This is a genomic window from Lacihabitans soyangensis, from assembly GCF_024343775.1.
GTDB classification, from domain to species: Bacteria; Bacteroidota; Bacteroidia; order Cytophagales; family Spirosomataceae; genus Leadbetterella; species Leadbetterella soyangensis.
In genome coordinates, this window is sequence record NZ_RJUF01000021.1 from 47,824 (window position 1) to 68,868 (window position 21,045).

The following is a 21,045-nucleotide window of genomic DNA, read 5'->3' on the forward strand; positions in this document are numbered from 1 at the left end:
TTGTAAACGAAAAAAGCCCATCCTTTCGGTTGGGCTTTTTTTCAAGAAATATTTAAATATTCTTAGTAACCTTTGTTCTGTTTTAGGTTCGGATTAGAAACCAATGCAGGAGAAGGAATTGGGAACAAAACAGTATAGGCATCTTTTATCAAAGTACCCGTACCTGTGGTGAATTTACCAAAACGAATCTCAACCGTTCTTTTTCCACCTTCCCAATACATCTCACGACCAATTTCTTCGAACATTGCATTATCGGTCAAAGAAGCCAATGCCTTAGCAGATCTCTTAGCTCTAAGGTTATTAACCATTGTCAATCCGTCGGCAGCCTTACCACTTCTCAACAAGGCCTCAGCTTTCATCAAATAAGCCTCAGAATATCTCATCAAGATATACTTTCCTGCAGTAGCTGGGTGATATTTGATTACACGAATACCCTTTTCTGTAGGTGTACCAGCCAAGTTTACGTCACGAGAGAAAACCAAAGGCTTCTTAGATCTAGAATCTGTTATTTTTTCTCCTTTGTCGTTAATTTGTTGACCAATTAAGAACCCGTTACCAATACCAGAGAAAGCCTTTCCATCACCCTTAGCAGGAATTCCTTTACGAACGTCACCGGTCTCAAAAGTATCATAAAAATCAGCCAATGTCGCAAATCCATTCCAGCCCGATGGGTTTTGGTCGTAGTGCAAGGTCATCATCCAACGGTTCTGCGGAGTACCTTCAGCAGAGTTCAAGATAGTTTCTGTAGCAGCGTCAGCTGTGAAGTTTTTGAAATAATCATCGCTAACCGAATATCCATCTGCAGTGATGGCGTCAACAGCGGCAATTACTTGAGCCATATCACCAGCAGCGTGAGTGTAAGGACCCTCAGGATTCGCCGATTTATAAACAGCCTTATTCAAATACATTTTGGCTATCAAGAAATTTGCAGCCGCTTTGGAAGCCTTACCGTTTAAAGCCGCAGGTCCTATTTTTGAAAGATTTGGAAGAGCTTCTGTAAGGTCTTTTAATATAAAATCAAAGGCCTCCGAACGAGTCAACACTTTAGGATTTACATCCACACCGTCAGTAACTTCTCTAAATGGTACTTGTCCGAAGAAGTCCATTACATGGAACATGTTGAAAGCTCTTAGGAATTGAGCCTCCGCCTTTTGAGCAGGACTTGGGTTCGAAGCAATAATTTCATTTGCTTTGAAAACTCTTTGATTCAACTGATTCCAAGCGTTGATTACGCCCGAGTGAGTTGCATCCCAAGTATGTTGATCTAATGTTCTCCAAACACCATTATCACCCCAGTCAACACCACGTGTTGGAGGAATCATCTCAGCCGAAGTATGCTGACCCAAAGCATAAATGTTAGCTTGGTCAGTATAGGTACCTAAATCTTTGTAAGCAGAAATCAACAATTCTGTTGGGTTACCTGCTGTAAAACCACCACCCTCAGATGCTCTTACGATTGAGTCAGTTTCTTCATTTACAAGATCAGTACAAGAAGTAGCGGCAAATAAGCCAATACCTGCAATTAAAAATCTTTTAAAATTATTATTTTTCATCTTTTATTATTTTGAATAATTACTGATTAAAACGATATGTTCGCTCCAATAGTCCAAGTTTTAGCTCTTGGATAAGCTGTATAATCAATACCAAACGATGGAATACCATTGATTGATTTGTTTGTACTAACCTCTGGATCTTGACCAGAATATTTAGTAAACGTCATCAAGTTTTGGCCAGTTACATATAATCTCAGACCTGTTACATTTTTAATTCCTTTAGTAGGAACTCTGTAACCTAGGTTAAGGTTTTGTAATCTTACAAAATCACCTTTCTCCAAAAATCTTGAAGAAACGTCAGGAGCATTGAAAGGACCTTCTTTAGTACTTACTACGTCAACAGTTACATTACGTCCGTTATTCAAAGCACCTTTAGTGAAGTAAGCATTTGCCGTATTGTTGTAAATGTAGTTACCAAATACACCATTAAAGAACAAACTAGCGTCAAAGTTTCCAAACTTAAAGTTGTTTGTCAAACCTGCAGTTACAGTAGGGTTTGGACTTGTACCGTTGAATGACTGGAAGTCACCGCTTGGGTAAATAGTGTTACCCTCTGCATCATAACCACCAAACTCTCTAGTAAAGAATGCAAACATCGGCTGACCAGCAGCTAAACGTTGAGCAAACGCACCTGTTAGTCCTTGTCCACTAATTTCACCTGTATCATATACACCCGCTAAGTTTTTAATCAAGTTTTTGTTAAATGCAGCGTTAGCTACTACTTCCCAAGTGAAAGCTTTGGTGTCAACAGCAACCACGTTCAATCCCAATTCAAGACCACGGTTCTGAATATCTGTATCTAGATTTTTCCAAACGAAAGGAGTTGGAGCTGGCTGAGCAGAAACTACTTGGAACAATAAATCCTTTGTATTTTTCTGATAGAATTCGATATTACCTGAAACTCTATTTCCAGCTATAGCATAATCAAGACCGACGTTCAATGTTGAAGTTGACTCCCATTTCAAGTTCGGGTTGTTAAATGCTACTGCATTCAAACCACCACCTGAGATATCTGTGGCACCTTGGTTAGCACCCCATCCGGCATATCTATCTCTTCTGTCATAAAGGTTGTGAGGTATATTTTGGTTACCCACTAAACCGTATCCAACTCTAAGAGCAAGGTCAGAGAATACATTTTTCGGAACGAAACTCTCTTCAATCAGTTTGTATTTCACAGCACCAGAAGGGAAATATCCGTATTTGTTGTTACCTCCAAATTTAGTTGATCCATCCACACGCAAAGTACCTGTTAACAATATTTTACCCATGTTCAAATTCACACGAGTAAAGTATGACTGTAATTCATCAAAATCTCTATTAGAGTTGTTCACAACGTTGTTAGGAGCTTTACTTGCATCAGCAGAAGCAAGGTTATTTGTCATCACATCCAAGTTGTTAGTTGCAAAATTCGCCATACTGGCTGATTTGCTGTAAACATCAAAACTTTGGTACGAATAACCCAACAAAGCATTCAAAGATGTTTTTCCGAATGTTTTATCATAAGTAAAGTAGTTCTCCCAAAGTCTGTTACTCATTTCGATGTCTCTGATGTATAGACGACCGATATTAAGTACACCATCCAAAGATAAATCTTTAGAATAAGCTGTTTTTCTAGAAGAAAGCGATTGATCAAAACCTACAACAGTTTTGAATTTCAAACCTTCGAAAAGATCTAATTCAGCCGAAATATTACCCAAAGCTCTCAAAGTATTTGTACGATCTTTGGTCATATTAACGATTGCCAATGGATTAGGCTCTGTGATACCTGGTTGCGTAAATACACCTGGAGATTTATAAATCGGCATAGTTGGGTTCGATTTGATAATCGCAGCCAAAAGATCACCAGTATATCCTGAGTTTTCAGAAATAGCAATACCGTTGTCTCTGTTGTTAGCCAAGTTTACATTTGAAGTGATATTCAATTTATTGTTGATAAATTTCTTTCCACCATTAAATCCAACTGAATATCTTTTGATACCAGATGTCAAAATGATACCTTGCTGATCTAAATAACCTACTGAGAATCTGTAGTTTCCTGTAGCATCACCACCACCGAATGAAAGGTTGTGCTGTTGCGTTGGAGCTGTTCTGAACAATTCATCTTGCCAGTCAGTGTTCCCTCCTTGGTTTTGTGTAGGGTTAGCTGCCGCAAAACCTTTAGCGTCTAATAGGTCATATTTCTTAGTAATAGAACTCAAACCTAAAGAGTATCCATAATCTAAAGTACCTTTTCCTTTACCTTTTTTGGTAGTAATCAAAACCACACCTTGTGCACCACGTGAACCGTAGATAGCAGTTGCAGAAGCATCTTTCAAGATGTCAATGCTTTCGATATCATCTGGATTCAAGAAGTTAAGAGGGTTTTTTGCAGGCTGACGACCAAGACCTTGAGAATCACCACCACTTGAAGTGTTGTCAGAACTCAAAGGCACACCGTCGATTACAAATAGAGGTTGGTTTCCACCGTAAACTGATGATGTTCCACGAATACGAACGTTAATACCACCACCTGGCTCACCTGAGTTTTGAGTGATTTGAACGCCCGCTACTCTACCTTGCATCAATTGCTCAGGAGAAGTAACAATACCTTTTTGGAAATCCTTGGTTCCAATGGCATTTACTGCTCCAGTTGCATCTTTTTTCTTCACAGTACCATAACCTACAACAACCACCTCTTCAAGAAGGGCAGCGTCATCAGCTAAAGTCACGTTGATAGTAGAACGACCACCGATTGCAACTTCCTGAGAAGTCATTCCAACGAATGTAAAAGACAAAGTTCCGTTGCTAGGAACGCCAGCGATTGAATAAGAACCATTCATATCAGTGGCAACTCCTTTTGATGAACCTTTCAATTGAACGGTTACACCAGGAAGACCATCACCTGATTTGTCTGATACCTTTCCGCTCACTGTAATGTCTTGAGCAAGAACTGAAAATGAGAAAAACATTGAGATTAAAACTACTAGAGAGCTTTTGCTCGAAAGTTGATTTACCCCAAAGTCGAAGACCATTCGACCGCATTGGTAGAATCTGTTCATCATAGGTTAATTGTTTAAAAATTAAAGTAAATTAGTTTTGCATCAACCAAAAAACATTTCAACATTTTGATTAAATGTTGCACGTTTTTAAGAATCAACCCACAAAACTACAAAAAGAAGTTTCTAAAGTCCAAAATTTTAAAAAAGAATTTTTTTTTCATCTAATCATATTATACTGGTTTTGTTGTTTGGTTTTTACGTCTATTTTCCTAAGAAGGTTGTATTTCTTCCCGAAATAAATTTTTAGCTACTATCTTTGATACAATTTTCTAAATATGATTTTTTGATGAAAAGTATAGACTTCGAAGACCTTAGAAGTAGTTTTAAAGGTGAAATTTTTGAAGATAAGGTTATGCGGACGCTTTATGCCACTGATGCCTCTGCTTACAGAGAGTTTCCGTTGGGTGTTGTTTTTCCTAATGACCGCCACGACATTGAACAACTCATTTCATTTGCCAATAAACACAAAACCACCCTAATTCCTCGCACAGCGGGAACCTCTTTGGCTGGACAAGTAGTAGGAAACGGTATAATTGTGGACGTTTCAAAGACTTTTACTCAAATTTTGGAAGTCAATGAGGAAGAATCTTGGGTAAGGTTACAGCCAGCAGTGGTGAGAGACGAACTCAATATGTTTCTAAAACCAAAGGGCTTGTTCTTTGGACCAGAAACCTCCACAGCCAACCGGGCCATGGTAGGTGGAATGGTAGGTAACAACTCATGTGGAAGTAACTCCGTGGTATACGGCAGTGCCAGAGACCACTTGATAGAAGTACAAGGATATTTGAGCGATGGCAGCTTTGTAACTTTTAAAGATATTTCCAAGGAAAATTTCACCAACAAAATTTCGGAAATAAAAAGTAAAAGTACGATTTCGCTCGAGGACAAAGTCTATCTAAACGCTTTTGAGACGCTTTCTTCGAAGGAAGTGCAGGATGAAATAAGAGATCAATTTCCGAAAAGAACAATTTCAAGACGTAACACAGGTTATGCCATAGACGAACTTTTGGAAACAGAGGTTTTCAATGAAAACTCAACCGAGAAATTCAATTTCTGCAAACTGATAGCTGGCTCGGAAGGTACATTGATGTTTATCACGGAAATGAAACTGCACCTTAATCCACTTCCGCCGAAATTCCAAGGTGTTGTAGCGGTGCATTGTGAAACCATAGACGATTCGTTAAAAGCTAACTTGATAGCTCTTAAATATAAACCAAGTGCGGTTGAATTGATGGATCACTACATTTTAGAATGTACAAAAGCGAATAAAGAACAAATGGCTAATCGGTTTTTTGTGGAAGGCGACCCTGGTGCATTACTTTGTGTGGAGATTTCACGAGATTCCATAGAAGAGGTGAATAAATTGGCAGCCGAAATGGAAGCTGAAATGCGAGCAGCCGGGTATGGTTATCATTTCCCCATACTTTTTGGTGATGATATCAAAAAATGTTGGACATTAAGAAAAGCAGGTTTAGGTCTACTTTCAAATTTGCCTGGTGACGAAAAAGCTGTGGCAGTGATTGAAGATACTGCTGTAGATGTCTACGACCTGCCGGAGTTCATTAGAGAATTCAATGAGATTCTGACCAAAAACAATATGTACAGCGTGCATTATGCACACGCCAGCACGGGTGAATTGCATTTACGACCAATAATCAACCTAAAAACACAAGAGGGAAAAGGTCAATTCAGATTAATAGCTGAGGAGATTTCTACATTGGTAAAAAAATACAAAGGCTCGCTTTCGGGAGAACATGGCGACGGAAGACTTCGTGGGGAGTTTATCAAACAACAGATAGGTGAGAAAAACTATGCTCTCATCAAGGATTTGAAGAAAACTTGGGATCCAAACAATGTTTTCAATGCCAACAAAATTGTGGACACACCTCCGATGGATGAATTCTTGAGGTATTCTGCCGGACAAGTAACACCCAACTTTGAGACCATGTTTAGGTTTAAAGACCAAGACATATTGCAACACGCCGAGCAATGCAATGGCTCGGGAGATTGTAGAAAATCACATTTGAGTGGCGGCACCATGTGTCCTTCTTATATGGCTACCAAAAGCGAAAAAGATACTACAAGAGCAAGGGCCAACATTCTTAGAGAAACACTGACACAATCCGATAAACTTAATAGATTTGATTCTAAGGAAATAAAGGAAGTATTAGACCTCTGTTTGGTTTGCAAAGCCTGTAAGTCTGAATGCCCCTCGAATGTAGATATGGCCAAACTCAAGATGGAGTTTATGTACCAATACCAAAAGGAAAATGGTGTGCCGTTACGCTCGAAAATGATTGGAAATTATCCAAAAATGTCGGCATTGGCATCATATATTCCTTGGGCATATAATTTTGTTTTCAAAAACGCACCATTAAGAAAGATAGCCAATACGGTTGTTGGTTTTCATCCTGACCGAACCATGCCTTTGCTATCCGACACCACCTTGAGAGCTTGGTTTAAGAAAAGCTACGGAACCAAAGCTGGAAATGGAAAGAGAAAGGTGTTTTTGTTCATAGATGAATTTACGAACTTCAACGATGTAGAAATAGGAAAAAAAGCGGTGGATTTGCTTTTGAAGTTAGGTTATTCTATCGAAGTTCCAAACCATGTAGACTCAGGTCGTTCTTATCTATCAAAAGGTATGTTAGACGAGGCCAAAGTGTTGGCTGATAAAAATGTAAGTCTACTATCTGGGCTAATTAATGAAAACACGCCTTTGCTGGGTGTAGAACCTAGTGCTATTTTGACCTTCAGAGACGAATATCCTGAGCTGGTTTCGGCAGAATTGGCAGACAAAGCCGTAGAATTGTCTAAAAACGTGTTGATGCTAGATGAGTTTTTGGCAAAAGAAATGGATGCAAAACGTATCGATAATTCCAAATTCAAAGCCGAAAAACGATTAATAAAACTCCATGGGCATTGTCAACAAAAGGCAGTAGCTTCTATGGTGCCAACCAAGAAAATGCTCAGTTTACCAAAGGGTTATGATGTGCAGCTAATTCCAAGTGGTTGCTGTGGCATGGCAGGTTCATTTGGCTATGAAAAAGAACATTATGACATTTCGATGAAAATTGGCGAGTTGGTTTTGTTTCCAACTGTTCGCCAACAACCCGAAGAAGTTATCATAGCCGCCCCTGGTACCAGCTGTCGCCACCAGATTCATGATGGCACGGGCAAACATGCCAAACACCCCATTGAGATTCTTTGGGAAGCTTTGGCGTAAAATATTGAACTGCACAGACAATTAGATTCCCGAAATATTGTCTGTGCAGATTTTATTAACACCTTTCTATAGTTCTGCTTCTTTTGATAATCATATCTAAACCAACGCCTATCAACAATAATGGCCAAAGTTCAAACACCGAATTGACAGAAAACTGACTCAAAAGAGCAGGATTGTAGAAAACTGTTGCTACGATTCCCCAAAAAATACTGCTAAAGACCTTACCCTTAACCAATTCACCAAAGGCGATAAAGACAAAAATTAGCTTCCAGCTGATAAGGTTTTTCGGTAATTCAAACCAAAGCATGTCGAAGTTTCTCATTAAGAAAAGGCTACCGATAACTATTATGGCTACTGCCCAAATAACTGATGATGTACTTTTTTGCGTTTTCATAATTGTAATTTGTTTGTTTTTTCTTCAAAATTATACTCAAAACCCTCTCAGCAATAGTGCTTTTCGTTGAATGATAAGCATTTAATCGTTGAATATTTGATTTTTACCGATGAATGGATACCAAGAGATTGAAAACATTTAAAGTTTTGGTAAGTTTACCCATCAGAACAAACTCATCAAGTTTGCATTTATCCAAGTTAAAAGTTCTGAATTATATAATATTTCTAATATAACGGGTCATTTTTGTGCCACAAACAATACAAATGTTTGTTGTAATCTTCAATACTATTAATTTTGCGACCCCGAAAATGTAAAAATTACCTTATGAAATTAGAAAGAGGCAGCATGTATGTAGAGGTAAATACTTTAGTAAACGATGATCGACCAGTTTTTTTGTCAGGAAATTTCTGCAATTGGAACCCTAGCGACACTGATTTTTTGATGAAAAAAGTTGGAGATGGCAAATATAGATTTGATTTCGAAAAAGACTTTACTTTAGATAATCCGTTAGAATATAAATACACTAAAGGTGGTTGGGAACATGTAGAACTGGATAGTTTTGGAAATACGAGTAAAAACCGAACACTTCTTCCAGAATTTCGTCCACACCTTGATTATGTTCCACTTTGGCGACAAAACGGCTTTACTCCTTATTATAATGAAACCATGCCTTTGGTAGAAACCATTGAAATGGAAATTCCGCAGTTGAAAAAAACGCGTAAAATTAGCGTCATCCTGCCGAGCGATTATGCCAAAAATACAGATAAAAAATACCCGGTAGTATATATGCACGATGCTCAGAATCTTTTTGGGGAAGGATCGGTTTATGGCAATTGGGAAATTGACAAGCGACTATCACTTCTTAAAAAACAAGGGAAATCTGACGTAATAATTGTGGCCATCAATCATGGTGAAGAAGATAGACAGGTAGAGTTTTCGCCTTATAAAAACCGAGTGAAAGGACAAGGAATGCGTTATGCTACATTTATTGTACGTACCCTTAAGCCTTTGATAGACAACACTTACAGAACCCTCCCTGAAAGGCAGTTCACCGGAATTGGAGGCAGTTCGATGGGTGGATTGATAAGTATTTATACAGGTATGATGTACCCCGAAGCTATTGGAAGACTGATGGTATTTTCTCCCTCACTCTGGACTTCTCCTAAAATTTACTTCGATGCTGTGGAGTTTTTTAATCCTATGGACACCAAAATTTATCTCTACGGAGGTGGTAAAGAAAGTGAAAGTATGTTGCCGAATATAGAAAAACTCAAAGAAACCATTGACAATCAAGGCTTTGACTCCGCCAAAATTCAGATCAAAGCTGAATTAGACCCCGAAGGCCAACACAACGAAAAACGTTGGGGACAGGAATTCCCAAAAGCCTTGGATTGGTTGTATAATTGATTTCTATTTTCTGCAAATCGTAAAGTAGAATTTATGCAAATCGTAAAGTATAGTTTATGTAAATCGTAAAGTAAAGTTTATGCAAATCATAAAGCAGAAATCCATATGTGCCTAATAATGAATACTTTATATTCAAATTGAAAAAGCCAAGTTTCTATGAATTCAAATCAATAAAAGAGAAAATTCTTTTCGAAAATTTTGAATCTACTTCACATGATACACATCTACCAAACTCTTTAACTCTTCGAAAGTCCTCGCAGGTTTTTGATAAGGCGATGGCACGGGCATTTTGCTATATTTCTGAAAATATACCACTGAGGCATCTCTCCACCAAAGGGCTTCTTTGTGCTGCGTTTTGAGTCTTGCCTCTACATTTTCAAAGGTTTCGGAGTCTATTTTTCCTTTGATTGAAGCCCACTGCCTTTGCATATTTTCTACAGACTTTACACCTTCATAGTAGCGAGTCACCATTTCATCCCATACGGTTCTGCCATTTTGGAGTTTATGTCTCCATGGTGCATGATGAAACCAAAGCAAGAATTCGGGCTGGATGGTATTGATGTCGCTGTATTTACTCCTCAAACCAAGATGATATTGAGCTAATGAATTACTTCCTTTTTCGGTCCGATCGAAACCAATGCCAACAGTGTCTGCTCTGTGATAATATAAGGCTGTCCAGTCTGGTCGTGGAGCTTTTTCTACCCAAGGTTCTGGTCCAAAATGGTGGCTTTCGCCCATTACATGGTGTACACCTAGTGGGTTGGTGTAGTTAGTATAAATTTCTCTAGATTCCATCATTATTTTCTTGATGGTTTCGGTAGATTTCTTATCCGACTGGAAAGTCATTTTTACCCATTCATCAGCAATTTTTTCCGAAGTAATTTCTGGATTCCAGGCCATTCTCCCAAGCGTGTACCAATTTGCCTGAGCCATTGGATGGCCCGTCCAATTGCGGTCGGAGCCTGTATTGGCCACACCTATCATAGATGTCAATGGATATTTAAACAATTGACCATCAATTACCTTAGCCACTGTTGAGCCAGCTCCCTTGGCAAAAGTGTCGGTTTTCAAAACTTCTTCAAACATTGGGCCTTCATATACCCAATGTGTAGCCCAACCTAAATATTCTTGCGTCAGCTGAAATTCCATCGAAACTGGTGTTTTTTCCATCGCTCCGAAAAGTGGCGAAATCGGCTCTCTGACCTGAAAATCTATAGGGCCGTTTTTGACTTGAATGATAATATTGGGCAAAAACTCTCCGTCGAACTTCTTAAATTCATTATAAGCTGCCGCGAAACGATCTCCTTTGGGATCAAAATTATAAACGAATGCTCTCCAAATAATGAGTCCGTTATGCGGAGCCATGGCTTCGGCTAACATATTGGCTCCGTCTTTATGTGTGCGGCCAAAATCCATCGGACCAGGTTCACCTTCGGAGTTGGCTTTTACCACAAATCCACCAAAATCAGGTATCAATTTATAAACCTCATCGGCCTTGTTTTTCCACCATTGTTTTACCTCAGGATCAAGTGGATCTGCCGTTTTTAGACCTCCCAGAATTTTAGGCGAAGCAAAATTTACTGATAAGAAAACTTTAATTCCGTAAGGTCTGAAAACATCGGCAAGGGCTTTTACTTTTCCCAAATATTCCGCCGTAATAAATCGTGCTGAAGCGTTTACGTTGTTCAAAACCGTTCCATTGATGCCAATAGAAGCATTTGCTCTGGCATAATCGATATATCTAGTGTCAATTCTTTCTGGTAATTCGTACCATTTCCACATCGACATACCAGCGTATCCCCGCTCAATGGTGCCGTTGTTGTTGTCCCAATGGTTGAGCATTCTGAGTTGGATTTTTGGAGAAGACGCAATTTTCAGATTTTCCAAAGATTCCGAAGTTTGAATTCTTCTGATCAACTCAAAAACACCATAAAGCACTCCTTTTGAGGTGTTTCCCGAAATGACAATCTGATTCTTTGTGCTTTTTATCTCAAAGGCTTCTGAGTTTTTATCTGTCAAGATTTCTTTTTTGAGAACCAAACTTGCATTGCTTCCTACCAATTTCGTTTTTACACCCAACAGTCCCAAAGAAGCTTTTTCTAATTCTGAAAGCGTAACTTTTGAGGTTTCGTCCGAAAAATTAATCGAAACGGTAGCCAGTTTTTGTGCATACGTTTTTCTCAAAGCTTCATTTTGAATACGATCATATTTGAGCCAAAGTCGGTAGCCGTCGTCGGCAAAGGTATTTAGGCTAATTATGCTTAATAAAAACAGGACGAATAATCTCATAAAATATTAAGTGTTGAATTGACAAATATCGGAAGAAAGGTAGAAATATTTTCTTAAACCATTGAGTTATTTGATTTTTTAACTATACTTAAATTGAACTACATAAAGCCCGCCGTTTTCTTTTCAAAATCAAAGTGGTCTGGTATTTTTTCATTCTAATTAACTTGGCCATTACTAAACTTTTAAACGTTTTCTCGTTCTAAAACAAAAAACCCTCCCAAAATAACATTCAGGAGGGTCAATTATTTCTGATTCAAATATTACTTCACCATCTCCCCATTCACTTTTCTCCAAATACCCAAAGAGTTTTGGTTCTGAAGTTCAACAGGTAACAACGTATCGGGCATATCTTGATAACAAACTGGTCTTGTAAATCTGGTGATGGACATCGTTCCTACCGAAGTGCTGCGGCTGTCTGTGGTAGCTGGATATGGGCCGCCGTGTACCATGGCGTGAGTAACTTCCACACCCGTTGGGAATCCGTTAATGATCAGTCGCCCCACTTTTTGCTCTAGAAGTTCAAGTAAATCTGCGTATTCGGCTAGTTCTTTTGGAGAGCCAAAAACAGTGGCCGTAAGATGTCCAGAAAGATTATGAGCCACTTCCATTATTTCTTCTCTGCTACTGGCTTCTACCACCAAGCTTGAAGGGCCAAAAACCTCTTCTTTTAGCGTTTCGCTGCCTTTAAACGTTTGATAATCAGCTTTAAATATAACAGGCTGGGCTGCGGTAAAACCTTCTGGTTTTTTGCCAAAGCTAATTACTTTAGCGTATTTCTCAAATTCCTCTATGCCTTTGTGATACACCGACTGTATGCCTTTGTTAAGCATCACACCGCCATTCGATTCTGCCGAAACGCTCTCTAGTTTTGCTACAAAGGCATCGTCTTTTTCTATAACCAAAAGTCCAGGATTGGTACAAAACTGTCCCACGCCCATCGTTACGGAATTCATATAGTTCTGAGCCAAAACATCTCCTTTTTCTTTCAGTGTTTTGGGTAGAATAAATACCGGATTGATACTGCCCATTTCGGCGTAAACTGGGATGGGTTCTGGCCTAGCAGCTGCCGCATCAAAAAGTGATTTCCCACCTCTCAACGAACCCGTAAAACCTACAGCTTTGATCAAAGGATGTTTTACCAAAGCTTGGCCTATTTCAATGCTATCGTCAAAAACCAAAGAAAAAACGCCATCGGGCATACCTGTTTTTTGAGCTGCCGCCAAAATGGCTCTTCCAGCCAATTCTGAGGTGCCTAAATGCGAGGGGTGACCTTTGAAAACTACAGGACAACCAGCAGCCAATGCGGAAACGGTATCGCCACCTGCCACAGAAAACGCCAATGGAAAATTACTAGCCCCAAAAATGCCCACCGGACCAAGAGGACGCTCCATGGCCCGTAGGTCTGGCTTTGGAAGTGGCTGTCTGTCCGGCTGAGCGGTGTCTATGATGGCATTTACCCAAGAACCTTCTTTTAACAAACTTGCAAACAACCTAAGTTGCCCTAGTGTTCTGCCTCTTTCGCCCTGAGCCCTACCCAGCGGAAGACCACTTTCGGCAGTGTATCGTTCTAATAATGAATCGCCTAAAGCCTCTATTTCTGTGGCAATCGCCTCTAGAAATGTTGCTTTCTCTGCTCCTGATATTTTTCTATAAATAGCAAAAGCCTCGTTGGCTTTGTGCACGGCTAAGTCCAATTCGCTTGTGGTTGCCTTAAAAAACAATGGGCCAATTGGTTCACCCGAGGCCGGATTGATGGCCTGAATACCGACTGTGCCTTCTGAAGATTCTGTGAATCCAATTAAATTTTTTCCTAAAACTTGCATTTATTCTACTGTATTTATGAGCGTACCTATGTTGTCAATACTGATTTTTACTTCGTCGCCACTGATCATCGTGAAGTCGTCTGGTGGAACGGTTCCGGTACCTGTCATCAAGAAAACGCCTTGTGGAAAACTGCATTCTCTTGTCAGATATTCAACCAATTCGGGCAATTCGCGTTTCATCTGCGAAAGTTGAGTTTTACCATCAAAAACAGTTTTTCCCTCACGAAGAATTTCTACTGCAATGTCAGTATCTCTGCTTATTGGCTCTTCCAAAACTAAAATGCACGGCCCAATAGCCGCACTTTTATCGTAGCTTTTGGCCTGTGGCAAATACAGTGGATTTTCTCCTTCAATGTCTCTCGAACTGACGTCGTTACCAATGGTGTAGCCTGCTATTTGGTTTTGATTATTCACAAAAAGCGTGAGCTCCGGCTCTGGAACGTTCCATTTAGAGTCCTTCCGAATTCTGATGTCTTGCAAATGACCTACTGTACGGGCGGCTGTGGCTTTAAAAAATATCTCGGGACGTTCGGCATCGTAAACTCTGTCATAGAAATCACCGCCACCTGCGTCTTTGGATTCCTCCATACGGGCGGTTTTACTTCTGAGATAAGTAACACCTGAAGCCCAAATTTCTTGAGAAACGATGGGTGCCAAAATGGTGCTTTCGTCTAAAGAAGCCACGCTTTCTGAGTTATTTATTTTGTTATTCAAGAAAGCGAATAATGCAGGTTGATTGATGAGTTGGTCCCAACCTAAATCATTAATTTTGAAAAACTTTGAATCTTTTTCGGCAATTATGCCCTGGGTAGTATTGTATATTTTCACTGGTTGAATTTTTTGGGCAATTTACTAATTTTTTGATTATTCGAAACACTTAAACTCAACATTGTGTTTATAATTAAATGTAAATCACTAGAATGCCGCAAATAATCAATATTCCGCTTGTAGACGACAACGATAACATCATAGGCCACGGCGAAAAGTTGGAAGTTCACCAAAAGGGATTGCTGCATAGGGCATTTTCGATATTGGTTTTTAATGAAAAAGACCAAATATTGATACACCAACGGGCTTTTGGAAAATATCACTCCCCCGGGCTTTGGACAAACACTTGCTGTGGACACCCCAATGAAGGCGAAAGCATGGAGGCAGCGGTGCACAGGAGATTACAGGAAGAAATGGGATTCGATTGTGAACTCTCGCATAAGTTTACCTTTAGGTACAAAGCCGTTTTTGACAATGGTCTAACGGAAAACGAAATTGATCATGTTTATATAGGCACCTTTAACGATACTTTCATTGTTAATCCAGACGAAGTGGCTGGCTATAAGTGGATTTCTATCTCAGAAACCAAAGATTTAATTCTTCAAAATCCTGCAAACTTCACAGTTTGGTTTAAGGAAATAATGAAGCATGAAGCTGAATTGTTGGCTTGATTTATTGCTCTAAATACTTACTAAAAATTGCTTTTTTCCATTTTTAGTACCCAAAAGAAATTATTTTTTTCATTTTTAGTACCCAAAAAATAAACACTTTTTGCATTTTTAGTACCCAAAAGAATTTTTTATGCATAAAAAAAGCCAAAACCTTTAGAGATTTTGGCTTCCCTTTTTCGAAATATCTTACCCTATTTTTACTGAGGTCATCGTCAAAGAACCCGCAATAGCCTTGTCATTGAAAAACTCTACTTTGTCTTTGTCGTCCTGTACTCCAAGCGTGTAAAGCAAAGGATAGTAATGGTCAGGAGTGGGTATGGCCAAGTGAGCATCTTTGTGCAAAGTTTTATAATCCCAAAGCGGTTTGTGGTTTTTGTCTGCAATTAGCTTCTTAAACAATTCGTTCATTTCAATTGCCCAATCAAAGCCATATTCCACATTGAACCCTTTGGCTGGATCGGCATTTTTGGGAAAGCTAATCATGCGAAGATTGTGCACCATGTTACCACTTCCCAATATCAACACACCTTTGTTTCTTAATGCAGCCAACTGCTTGCCCAATTCATAATGGTAATTGCCTGATTTATAGAAATCTACGCTCAATTGGATCATCGGAATGTTGGCATCTGGATACATTTGCTTGACCACACTCCAGCTGCCGTGGTCAAATCCCCAGTCGTGATCTAGTCCAACTTCTGTATTTTTTATCAAATTCTTAGTCTCGGTGGCCAGTGTCGGAGATCCTGGAGCTGGGTATTTAACATTGAAAAGTGCCTGAGGAAATCCACCAAAATCATGAATAGTTTCGAGCTGTGGGGCAGCCGTAACAAACGTACCACGTGTCAGCCAGTGGGCTGAAATACACAATACAGCCACTGGTTTAGGTATATTTTTGGCTATTTGACGCCATTTTTGACTGAATTCGTTATCTTCTATAGCATTCATGGGGCTGCCATGACCTACAAAAAGTACTGGCATTTTTTGGCCCATTTCGGGTAAGCTGTCTGCTATGTTTTTTAATGAACTAAGTGTTGCCATTGCTGTAACGCCTGCTGAGGCTTTTATGAAATTTCTTCTTTTCATTTTGAATATGATTTAACCGCTAGGTCGCAAAGACGCCAAGCATGAGGTCTTCGAAGTCTTGAGATATTCATTTGAATTATAATAAAAAATTCTATAGAAAGTATTTCCTATTTTGTTGAAATACAGACCATTGAAAATTATGACTCTCTAATTAAACTAACTATACCAACATTAAAGTTCAAAGAAAAGAAAATATTTTCATTTACATAATATGTAGCTACATGTTTTTAATTTCTATTCAAAAAATCGCCCAATGGCTTCAGCGTTTCGAATACTTTTGCGGCAGTTTCTGTAAAATTGGCCTTGGTTAGGTCTGAATCCTTTAATTTATGAGTTGCCAAGAAACTTTTCATTTTGAGAAGTTCAATGTATTGATGATCTTCAGGATATCCTTTGGGCATTCTAGCCAATTTTTCACCTTCTATTTCACCAAAAGTCTTTTTGAAGTCTGGATTTTCGAGAATTTTCACCAAATCGGCACCATTGTAGTCAATTTCTTGCCTAATTCCTTTGAGCCAGTCACCCTGTGGCAAATATGCTCCACCCGCCAACATACTGTCACCTGGCTCAATGTGAATGTAATAGCCAGAGCGAGTATGTATCTCAGACTTTTTAGCAGCGATAGAAATATGTGCCCCGAAATGTGATTTATAAGGCGATTTGTCTTTCGAAAACCTCACATCACGGTAAATTCTGAAAATACATTCTTTAGCTTTCAAGTGACCAATACTTGGGTCGAAGACCGCTATTCGAGCAAAAAGTTCGGTGATGAAAGTTTCAAACTCTGCCTTTGCGGCTTCGTATCGGCCTTTGTTGGCTGTAAACCATTCTTTGTTATTGTTGGCTTTCAAGTCTTTTAAGAAAGCCAAAAGTTCGTTTGAGATTCCCATAGTTAATTTCAAAATATTTATATCGCAATTTAAAAAGGAAAACACCTCAAAAAAATAAAATTTCAGGGTACCAAAAATCCTATGCTATTTGTATGCCTATGTGTTTATTAAAAAAAAGACTACATTTGATATACAAACCAAACCGCTAACCCCATGAAAAACAAAAGATTAGTCCTATTAGCGGTATTATTCATGATCTCTGTTGGAAACTACTCACGTATTATTGGCAACGAAAACATACGCACCGTTCAGTTTCTTTCCATATTTGCTATCGGAGCCTTGACAGCACTTTTAGTTAGAGAAGTAGCGGAGAAGATAAAAGGCGGGAAATAGCTGTTCATAGAAATGTTTTGCTCTTGACTGTTCGCAATTAGCATTTTGTCTGCCTTTTCTTGAAACAAAAAAGGCAATTTCAATGAAGAAATTACCTTTTTGTAGAAAACGAGAAATCAGTCTCAAATAACCGCAAAACCAATAGAAACCGTAGCAAAAGGCAGGTTTTGGTCGTTGTTATAGATGGTTCGTTCGAACGCATGGAGTACCAACACATAACCGCATTTGGCCATCGCACCGGTATTGAGTGTCCACGCTTCATTGCCAAATCCACTGACATGGGCCGCATCAATAGGCCTAACCAATGTGCCACTTGGAGCTGTAGTAACTACTCCGGAAGACAAGACTGCATTGGAGTTGGCTGGCATCACAAATAGCTGAGCCTGAGAAAAATACGCATGGGTGGCCTTAAACGAACCCGTAAAGTTTGTGCCTTTGGGCTGACTTATACAACCTCCACCATTGTCAAAAATCATATCGACACTGTGTACACCGCTAAGCGACAATCCACCGGCCATGTAATTATGGAAAGCCGTATTTGCATCATACCTGATGTTATTTATCCTTACGTCCTTCGGAGCGGTAGTAATAAAACTGCTGTGGCTTGGATCCAAGGTGTACAGTACCCGTATTTGAAAGTTGCCTTGTAGACCAGCGGTATTCCAATCTACCAATGTGGCGTTTTGCTCGTCTATCGGAATAGCACCGCCTAAGTTTTCTACCGAAATGTACCAGCCGTCGGCAGAGTCTTGCGACTGAGTCTGGTAAGAATTTGTTACAGGATTATAGACCGCAAAATTCTGCACGCCCGTTTTGGCAGGTAGCCAAGTGAAGCCATTTGCCGAATACTCTACTTTGTAGTGTACACCTGCACTGCCAAACCTACCCCCGATATGTACCGAACCACCAAAAGGGCGGTTGTTATTGGTCTGACTAACAGGACTTTGGTAGGCCAACCCGCCTTGGATCAAATCCTCTGGCACGCCGCCGATATCGTGATAATGAAAATGTAAGTCGCTGGTTTGGCTTCCTTTGGCTCTTAAAAGCACCCGCACTTCACGACGGTTTCCCCAATAAACTGCGGCGTTAGGGTCAGTAGTAGAAGGTGGCGTTTGCCATGAAAGCACCGCTCTTATTTTGGCTATTCTTGGGCTGCTGCACCTTTGCAAATAAGGCTCCAAGTTAAGCGGCAACTGCACATTATAATTCAGGCCTTCGTCTGGAATCTGCCCAATATCATGTACCTCTACTTCACTGGTACCGAGGTATTCAAACACACCGTTGTTGTCAAAATCACCCCAAAAAGCCACGTACTCTGTGGAGCCTTTCTGACAGAGTGAACCACTATAGCCGTTTTGTTTTTTGATATGAACCACTGCTCCCAAGGTATCATTGGCGGAGTTAAGACCTACACAAGTGAGTTCCTCAAAACTGGTATTGAACTCTTTGTCGTAGCCTTTAAAAATACTCTCCCAGTTGAGGTCAAATTTGCCAAGGTCTATTTTCTCAAAAACTGGATTCTTGGCCATTTTTATACTCGAAAAACCAGCCGCTTCGCTCATAAAACTGTGCAAAGTACGATGAGCTGGCACCTTAGCAGCAGTATTGATTTTTAGCAAGTTTTCAACAGAAACCTCCTGCTTTTGCATCGTCAAAACCTGATTTAGCTGTAGCATTTCTGATAGTTCTGGTGCTACTTTTATTTTAGAAATATCCAACAAATCGCCCAAAAACCAGCGACGAGGTTTTATCTGAATCCTGACATCGAGTTTATTTCCAAAGCCCACCGTTTGGTTGGGATCAAGGCTCGGGATGCTGTTCCACGATAGTATGGCCCGCACTTTTGGAAGCACCGGAACCGTACAGATTTTACGGTGCGTAGCCTCGTTGAGGGTTTGTTGCACCATAAAATGCAGCGGATGGTTGTTGCTCGGAATGTTGGGCACATCAAAAGCCTTAAAACCGGTAAGGCCCGCATCCTCAAATCCTGAGCCCCAGTCGATAAAAAAACGAACGAACTCCGTAGAGCCGTTGGTACAGAGGCCACCAGAATAGCCAAACGCCTGTTTAAGCTGAACCACAGCCTCCAGTTTGCGGCTTTCAGGATTGTAGCCCACGCAGGTGAGTTCTTCCCAAGTGGTGTTTTCTTTAAAAGCCTGAGCCTGGGCTGAGGCAAAATACATGGACTGACTACGAGCAGGCAACAACCGCTCCACGGCGGCCTCCAATTTAAACTTTGTTTTATCAATTTTCATGCTATTAATTTTTTAGGATTCAAAATTAATAGCCTTATTATGAATATTTTAGCGTACTCTTACCGGAGTTTTATTAGGGTATTTAGTACGAAGAAGGGGGTGGAAATACTTGAGCAGTTATTGCTACAAATACCTGAAAAGTGGTAGATGGGGAGTGAAGCTCGAAGTGAGGAGATTTCGAGGTTGAAATAAAAAATTTGAATTTGCAATGAATTTTAGGCTCAATTTCCAAGATGATATGGGCTATAATAGTGGGGTTTTTAAATCCAAAAAGTCTTAACCCCTTATTTGACAGAAGCTTCAACATAGTCTTTCAGGTCGGAAAAATTGTTTCCAAAATACTCCGAAGCAATTTTTGCAATGGTAGCAATCGAAGTTTTTTCAGATAAATCTTTAAATTTTTTAAAGAATATAGGTTTAACTTTATCTTTTTCATCTTCAGAAGAATCTCGATAGTTTTTTAACATAGAAAGTAATTCTTCCCGCTCTTTATCATTGGCAGTATTTTGAAAAATTAGACTGACTAATTCTTTTTCAATAGGCGTATAATTCTCATTTGAATTTTCATCAAAGAATAAATTTTGATTATTATCACCTATTGCGATATTATTTGCATTAAATACTGCATTAGGAAAACTGTATTTACTTTCCATAATTGACTATTGTTATATTCTTATCCCCTATTTGTAAATTGTTACTTGTAATAGACCCAGTAAAAACAAAGTAAATATTAAAAATTGGCTTTTGAGATGTTCCACATGCTTCCAAACCAATATGATTTGGGTCAATTTTAACCATTTCAGCAATCCTTTGGCATTCTTGCTTAATACATCTTTCTAAATCTTTATTTTCTATTTTTAAAAAGTCATTACCTATATTAAAAACATCATATTCTTTAATTGCAGAAATCGGATTTGTTAAATAACCATTTTTACCTAATTGCTTATTTAAGTGGCCAATGTTTAGACTTTCCACAAATTTATTATCACTTCCAAAATAATTAGCACCAGCTATACTTGACCATTGGTTCTTATCAGAGAGTAAAGTTGGTGAAATAGTACTCTTTCCTAAAATAAAATCAGTTGTACTTGCCAAGTGATTTACTCCAGAATAAACACTCCTATTGGAATATTTATCGACTGCATTAAAGTTCGACAATTCGAAAGAACCTATTCCCAAAGATGTATTTGCAACTGAAACAGCTCCAACTAAACTTGTCCATTGGCTCTTGTCAGAAAGTAAACTTGGTGAAATAGTACTCTTACCTGAAATAAAATCAGTTGTACTTGGCAAGTGATTTACCCCAGAATAAACG

Annotated in this window: 15 protein-coding genes; 4 read left to right on the forward strand and 11 right to left on the reverse strand. The window is 39.3% G+C overall.

Annotated elements, in window-relative coordinates:
• Nucleotides 1–62: 62 nt before the first annotated feature.
• Both EGI31_RS09205 and EGI31_RS09210 read right to left on the reverse strand, forming a co-directional pair.
• Complete coding sequence (locus tag EGI31_RS09205; RefSeq protein WP_255036938.1) at nt 63–1,553, reverse strand: RagB/SusD family nutrient uptake outer membrane protein; 1,491 nt, start codon at nt 1,551–1,553, stop codon at nt 63–65.
• Between the two features lie 26 nt (nt 1,554–1,579).
• On the reverse strand, nt 1,580–4,594 hold the full coding sequence (locus EGI31_RS09210; RefSeq protein WP_255036939.1) for a SusC/RagA family TonB-linked outer membrane protein: 3,015 nt from the start codon (nt 4,592–4,594) through the stop codon (nt 1,580–1,582).
• A 283-nt stretch (nt 4,595–4,877) separates the two neighbouring features.
• Between EGI31_RS09210 and EGI31_RS09215 the strand changes: the two genes are divergently transcribed.
• Nucleotides 4,878–7,817, forward strand: a complete 2,940-nt coding sequence (locus tag EGI31_RS09215) for an FAD-binding and (Fe-S)-binding domain-containing protein (RefSeq protein ID WP_255036940.1) — start codon at nt 4,878–4,880, stop codon at nt 7,815–7,817.
• 55 nt (nt 7,818–7,872) lie between these two features.
• On the opposite strand, the gene EGI31_RS09220 is transcribed toward EGI31_RS09215, so the two are convergent.
• The gene (locus EGI31_RS09220) at nt 7,873–8,211 is read right to left on the reverse strand and encodes a LiaI-LiaF-like domain-containing protein (protein WP_255036941.1); all 339 of its coding nucleotides are present in this window, start codon (nt 8,209–8,211) and stop codon (nt 7,873–7,875) included.
• Nucleotides 8,212–8,535: 324 nt separating this feature from the next.
• Here EGI31_RS09220 and EGI31_RS09225 point away from each other — a divergent pair, with 324 nt between their 5' ends.
• Nucleotides 8,536–9,618, forward strand: a complete 1,083-nt coding sequence (locus tag EGI31_RS09225; RefSeq protein ID WP_255036942.1) for an alpha/beta hydrolase — start codon at nt 8,536–8,538, stop codon at nt 9,616–9,618.
• A 204-nt stretch (nt 9,619–9,822) separates the two neighbouring features.
• On the opposite strand, the gene EGI31_RS09230 is transcribed toward EGI31_RS09225, so the two are convergent.
• The 3 genes from EGI31_RS09230 to EGI31_RS09240 all read right to left on the reverse strand — a co-directional run bounded on the left by EGI31_RS09230 (nt 9,823) and on the right by EGI31_RS09240 (nt 14,558).
• Nucleotides 9,823–11,907: an alpha-glucuronidase family glycosyl hydrolase gene (locus EGI31_RS09230; RefSeq protein WP_255036943.1), complete on the reverse strand. Its 2,085-nt coding sequence runs from the start codon at nt 11,905–11,907 to the stop codon at nt 9,823–9,825.
• 260 nt (nt 11,908–12,167) lie between these two features.
• Nucleotides 12,168–13,730, reverse strand: a complete 1,563-nt coding sequence (locus EGI31_RS09235) for an aldehyde dehydrogenase (NADP(+)) (RefSeq protein WP_255036944.1) — start codon at nt 13,728–13,730, stop codon at nt 12,168–12,170.
• Complete coding sequence (locus EGI31_RS09240; RefSeq protein WP_255036946.1) at nt 13,731–14,558, reverse strand: fumarylacetoacetate hydrolase family protein; 828 nt, start codon at nt 14,556–14,558, stop codon at nt 13,731–13,733. It abuts the gene before it with no gap.
• Nucleotides 14,559–14,650: 92 nt separating this feature from the next.
• On the opposite strand from EGI31_RS09240, the gene idi reads away from it, so the two are divergent.
• Entirely contained in the window at nt 14,651–15,169 is a 519-nt protein-coding gene (gene idi, locus EGI31_RS09245) for an isopentenyl-diphosphate Delta-isomerase (protein ID WP_255036947.1), read from the forward strand.
• Nucleotides 15,170–15,355: 186 nt separating this feature from the next.
• On the opposite strand, the gene ygiD is transcribed toward idi, so the two are convergent.
• Nucleotides 15,356–16,252 carry a 4,5-DOPA-extradiol-dioxygenase gene (gene ygiD / locus EGI31_RS09250; protein ID WP_255036948.1) on the reverse strand — a complete coding sequence of 299 codons (897 nt, stop codon included), beginning with the start codon at nt 16,250–16,252 and terminating at the stop codon, nt 15,356–15,358.
• A gap of 227 nt (nt 16,253–16,479) precedes the next feature.
• Nucleotides 16,480–17,142: a DUF2461 domain-containing protein gene (locus EGI31_RS09255; RefSeq protein WP_255036949.1), complete on the reverse strand. Its 663-nt coding sequence runs from the start codon at nt 17,140–17,142 to the stop codon at nt 16,480–16,482.
• 192 nt (nt 17,143–17,334) lie between these two features.
• Between EGI31_RS09255 and EGI31_RS09260 the strand changes: the two genes are divergently transcribed.
• On the forward strand, nt 17,335–17,475 hold the full coding sequence (locus EGI31_RS09260; RefSeq protein WP_255036950.1) for a hypothetical protein: 141 nt from the start codon (nt 17,335–17,337) through the stop codon (nt 17,473–17,475).
• 122 nt (nt 17,476–17,597) lie between these two features.
• Here EGI31_RS09260 and EGI31_RS09265 read toward each other — a convergent pair whose 3' ends face one another.
• The 3 genes from EGI31_RS09265 to EGI31_RS09275 all read right to left on the reverse strand — a co-directional run.
• On the reverse strand, nt 17,598–19,730 hold the full coding sequence (locus EGI31_RS09265) for a hypothetical protein (protein ID WP_255036951.1): 2,133 nt from the start codon (nt 19,728–19,730) through the stop codon (nt 17,598–17,600).
• A 284-nt stretch (nt 19,731–20,014) separates the two neighbouring features.
• Nucleotides 20,015–20,383 (reverse strand): hypothetical protein, encoded by a 369-nt coding sequence (locus EGI31_RS09270; RefSeq protein WP_255035927.1) that lies wholly within the window; start codon nt 20,381–20,383, stop codon nt 20,015–20,017.
• On the reverse strand, nt 20,373–21,045 hold a 673-nt coding region (locus EGI31_RS09275; RefSeq protein WP_255036952.1), incomplete at its 5' end, for a hypothetical protein. The genes EGI31_RS09275 and EGI31_RS09270, both read right to left, overlap by 11 nt.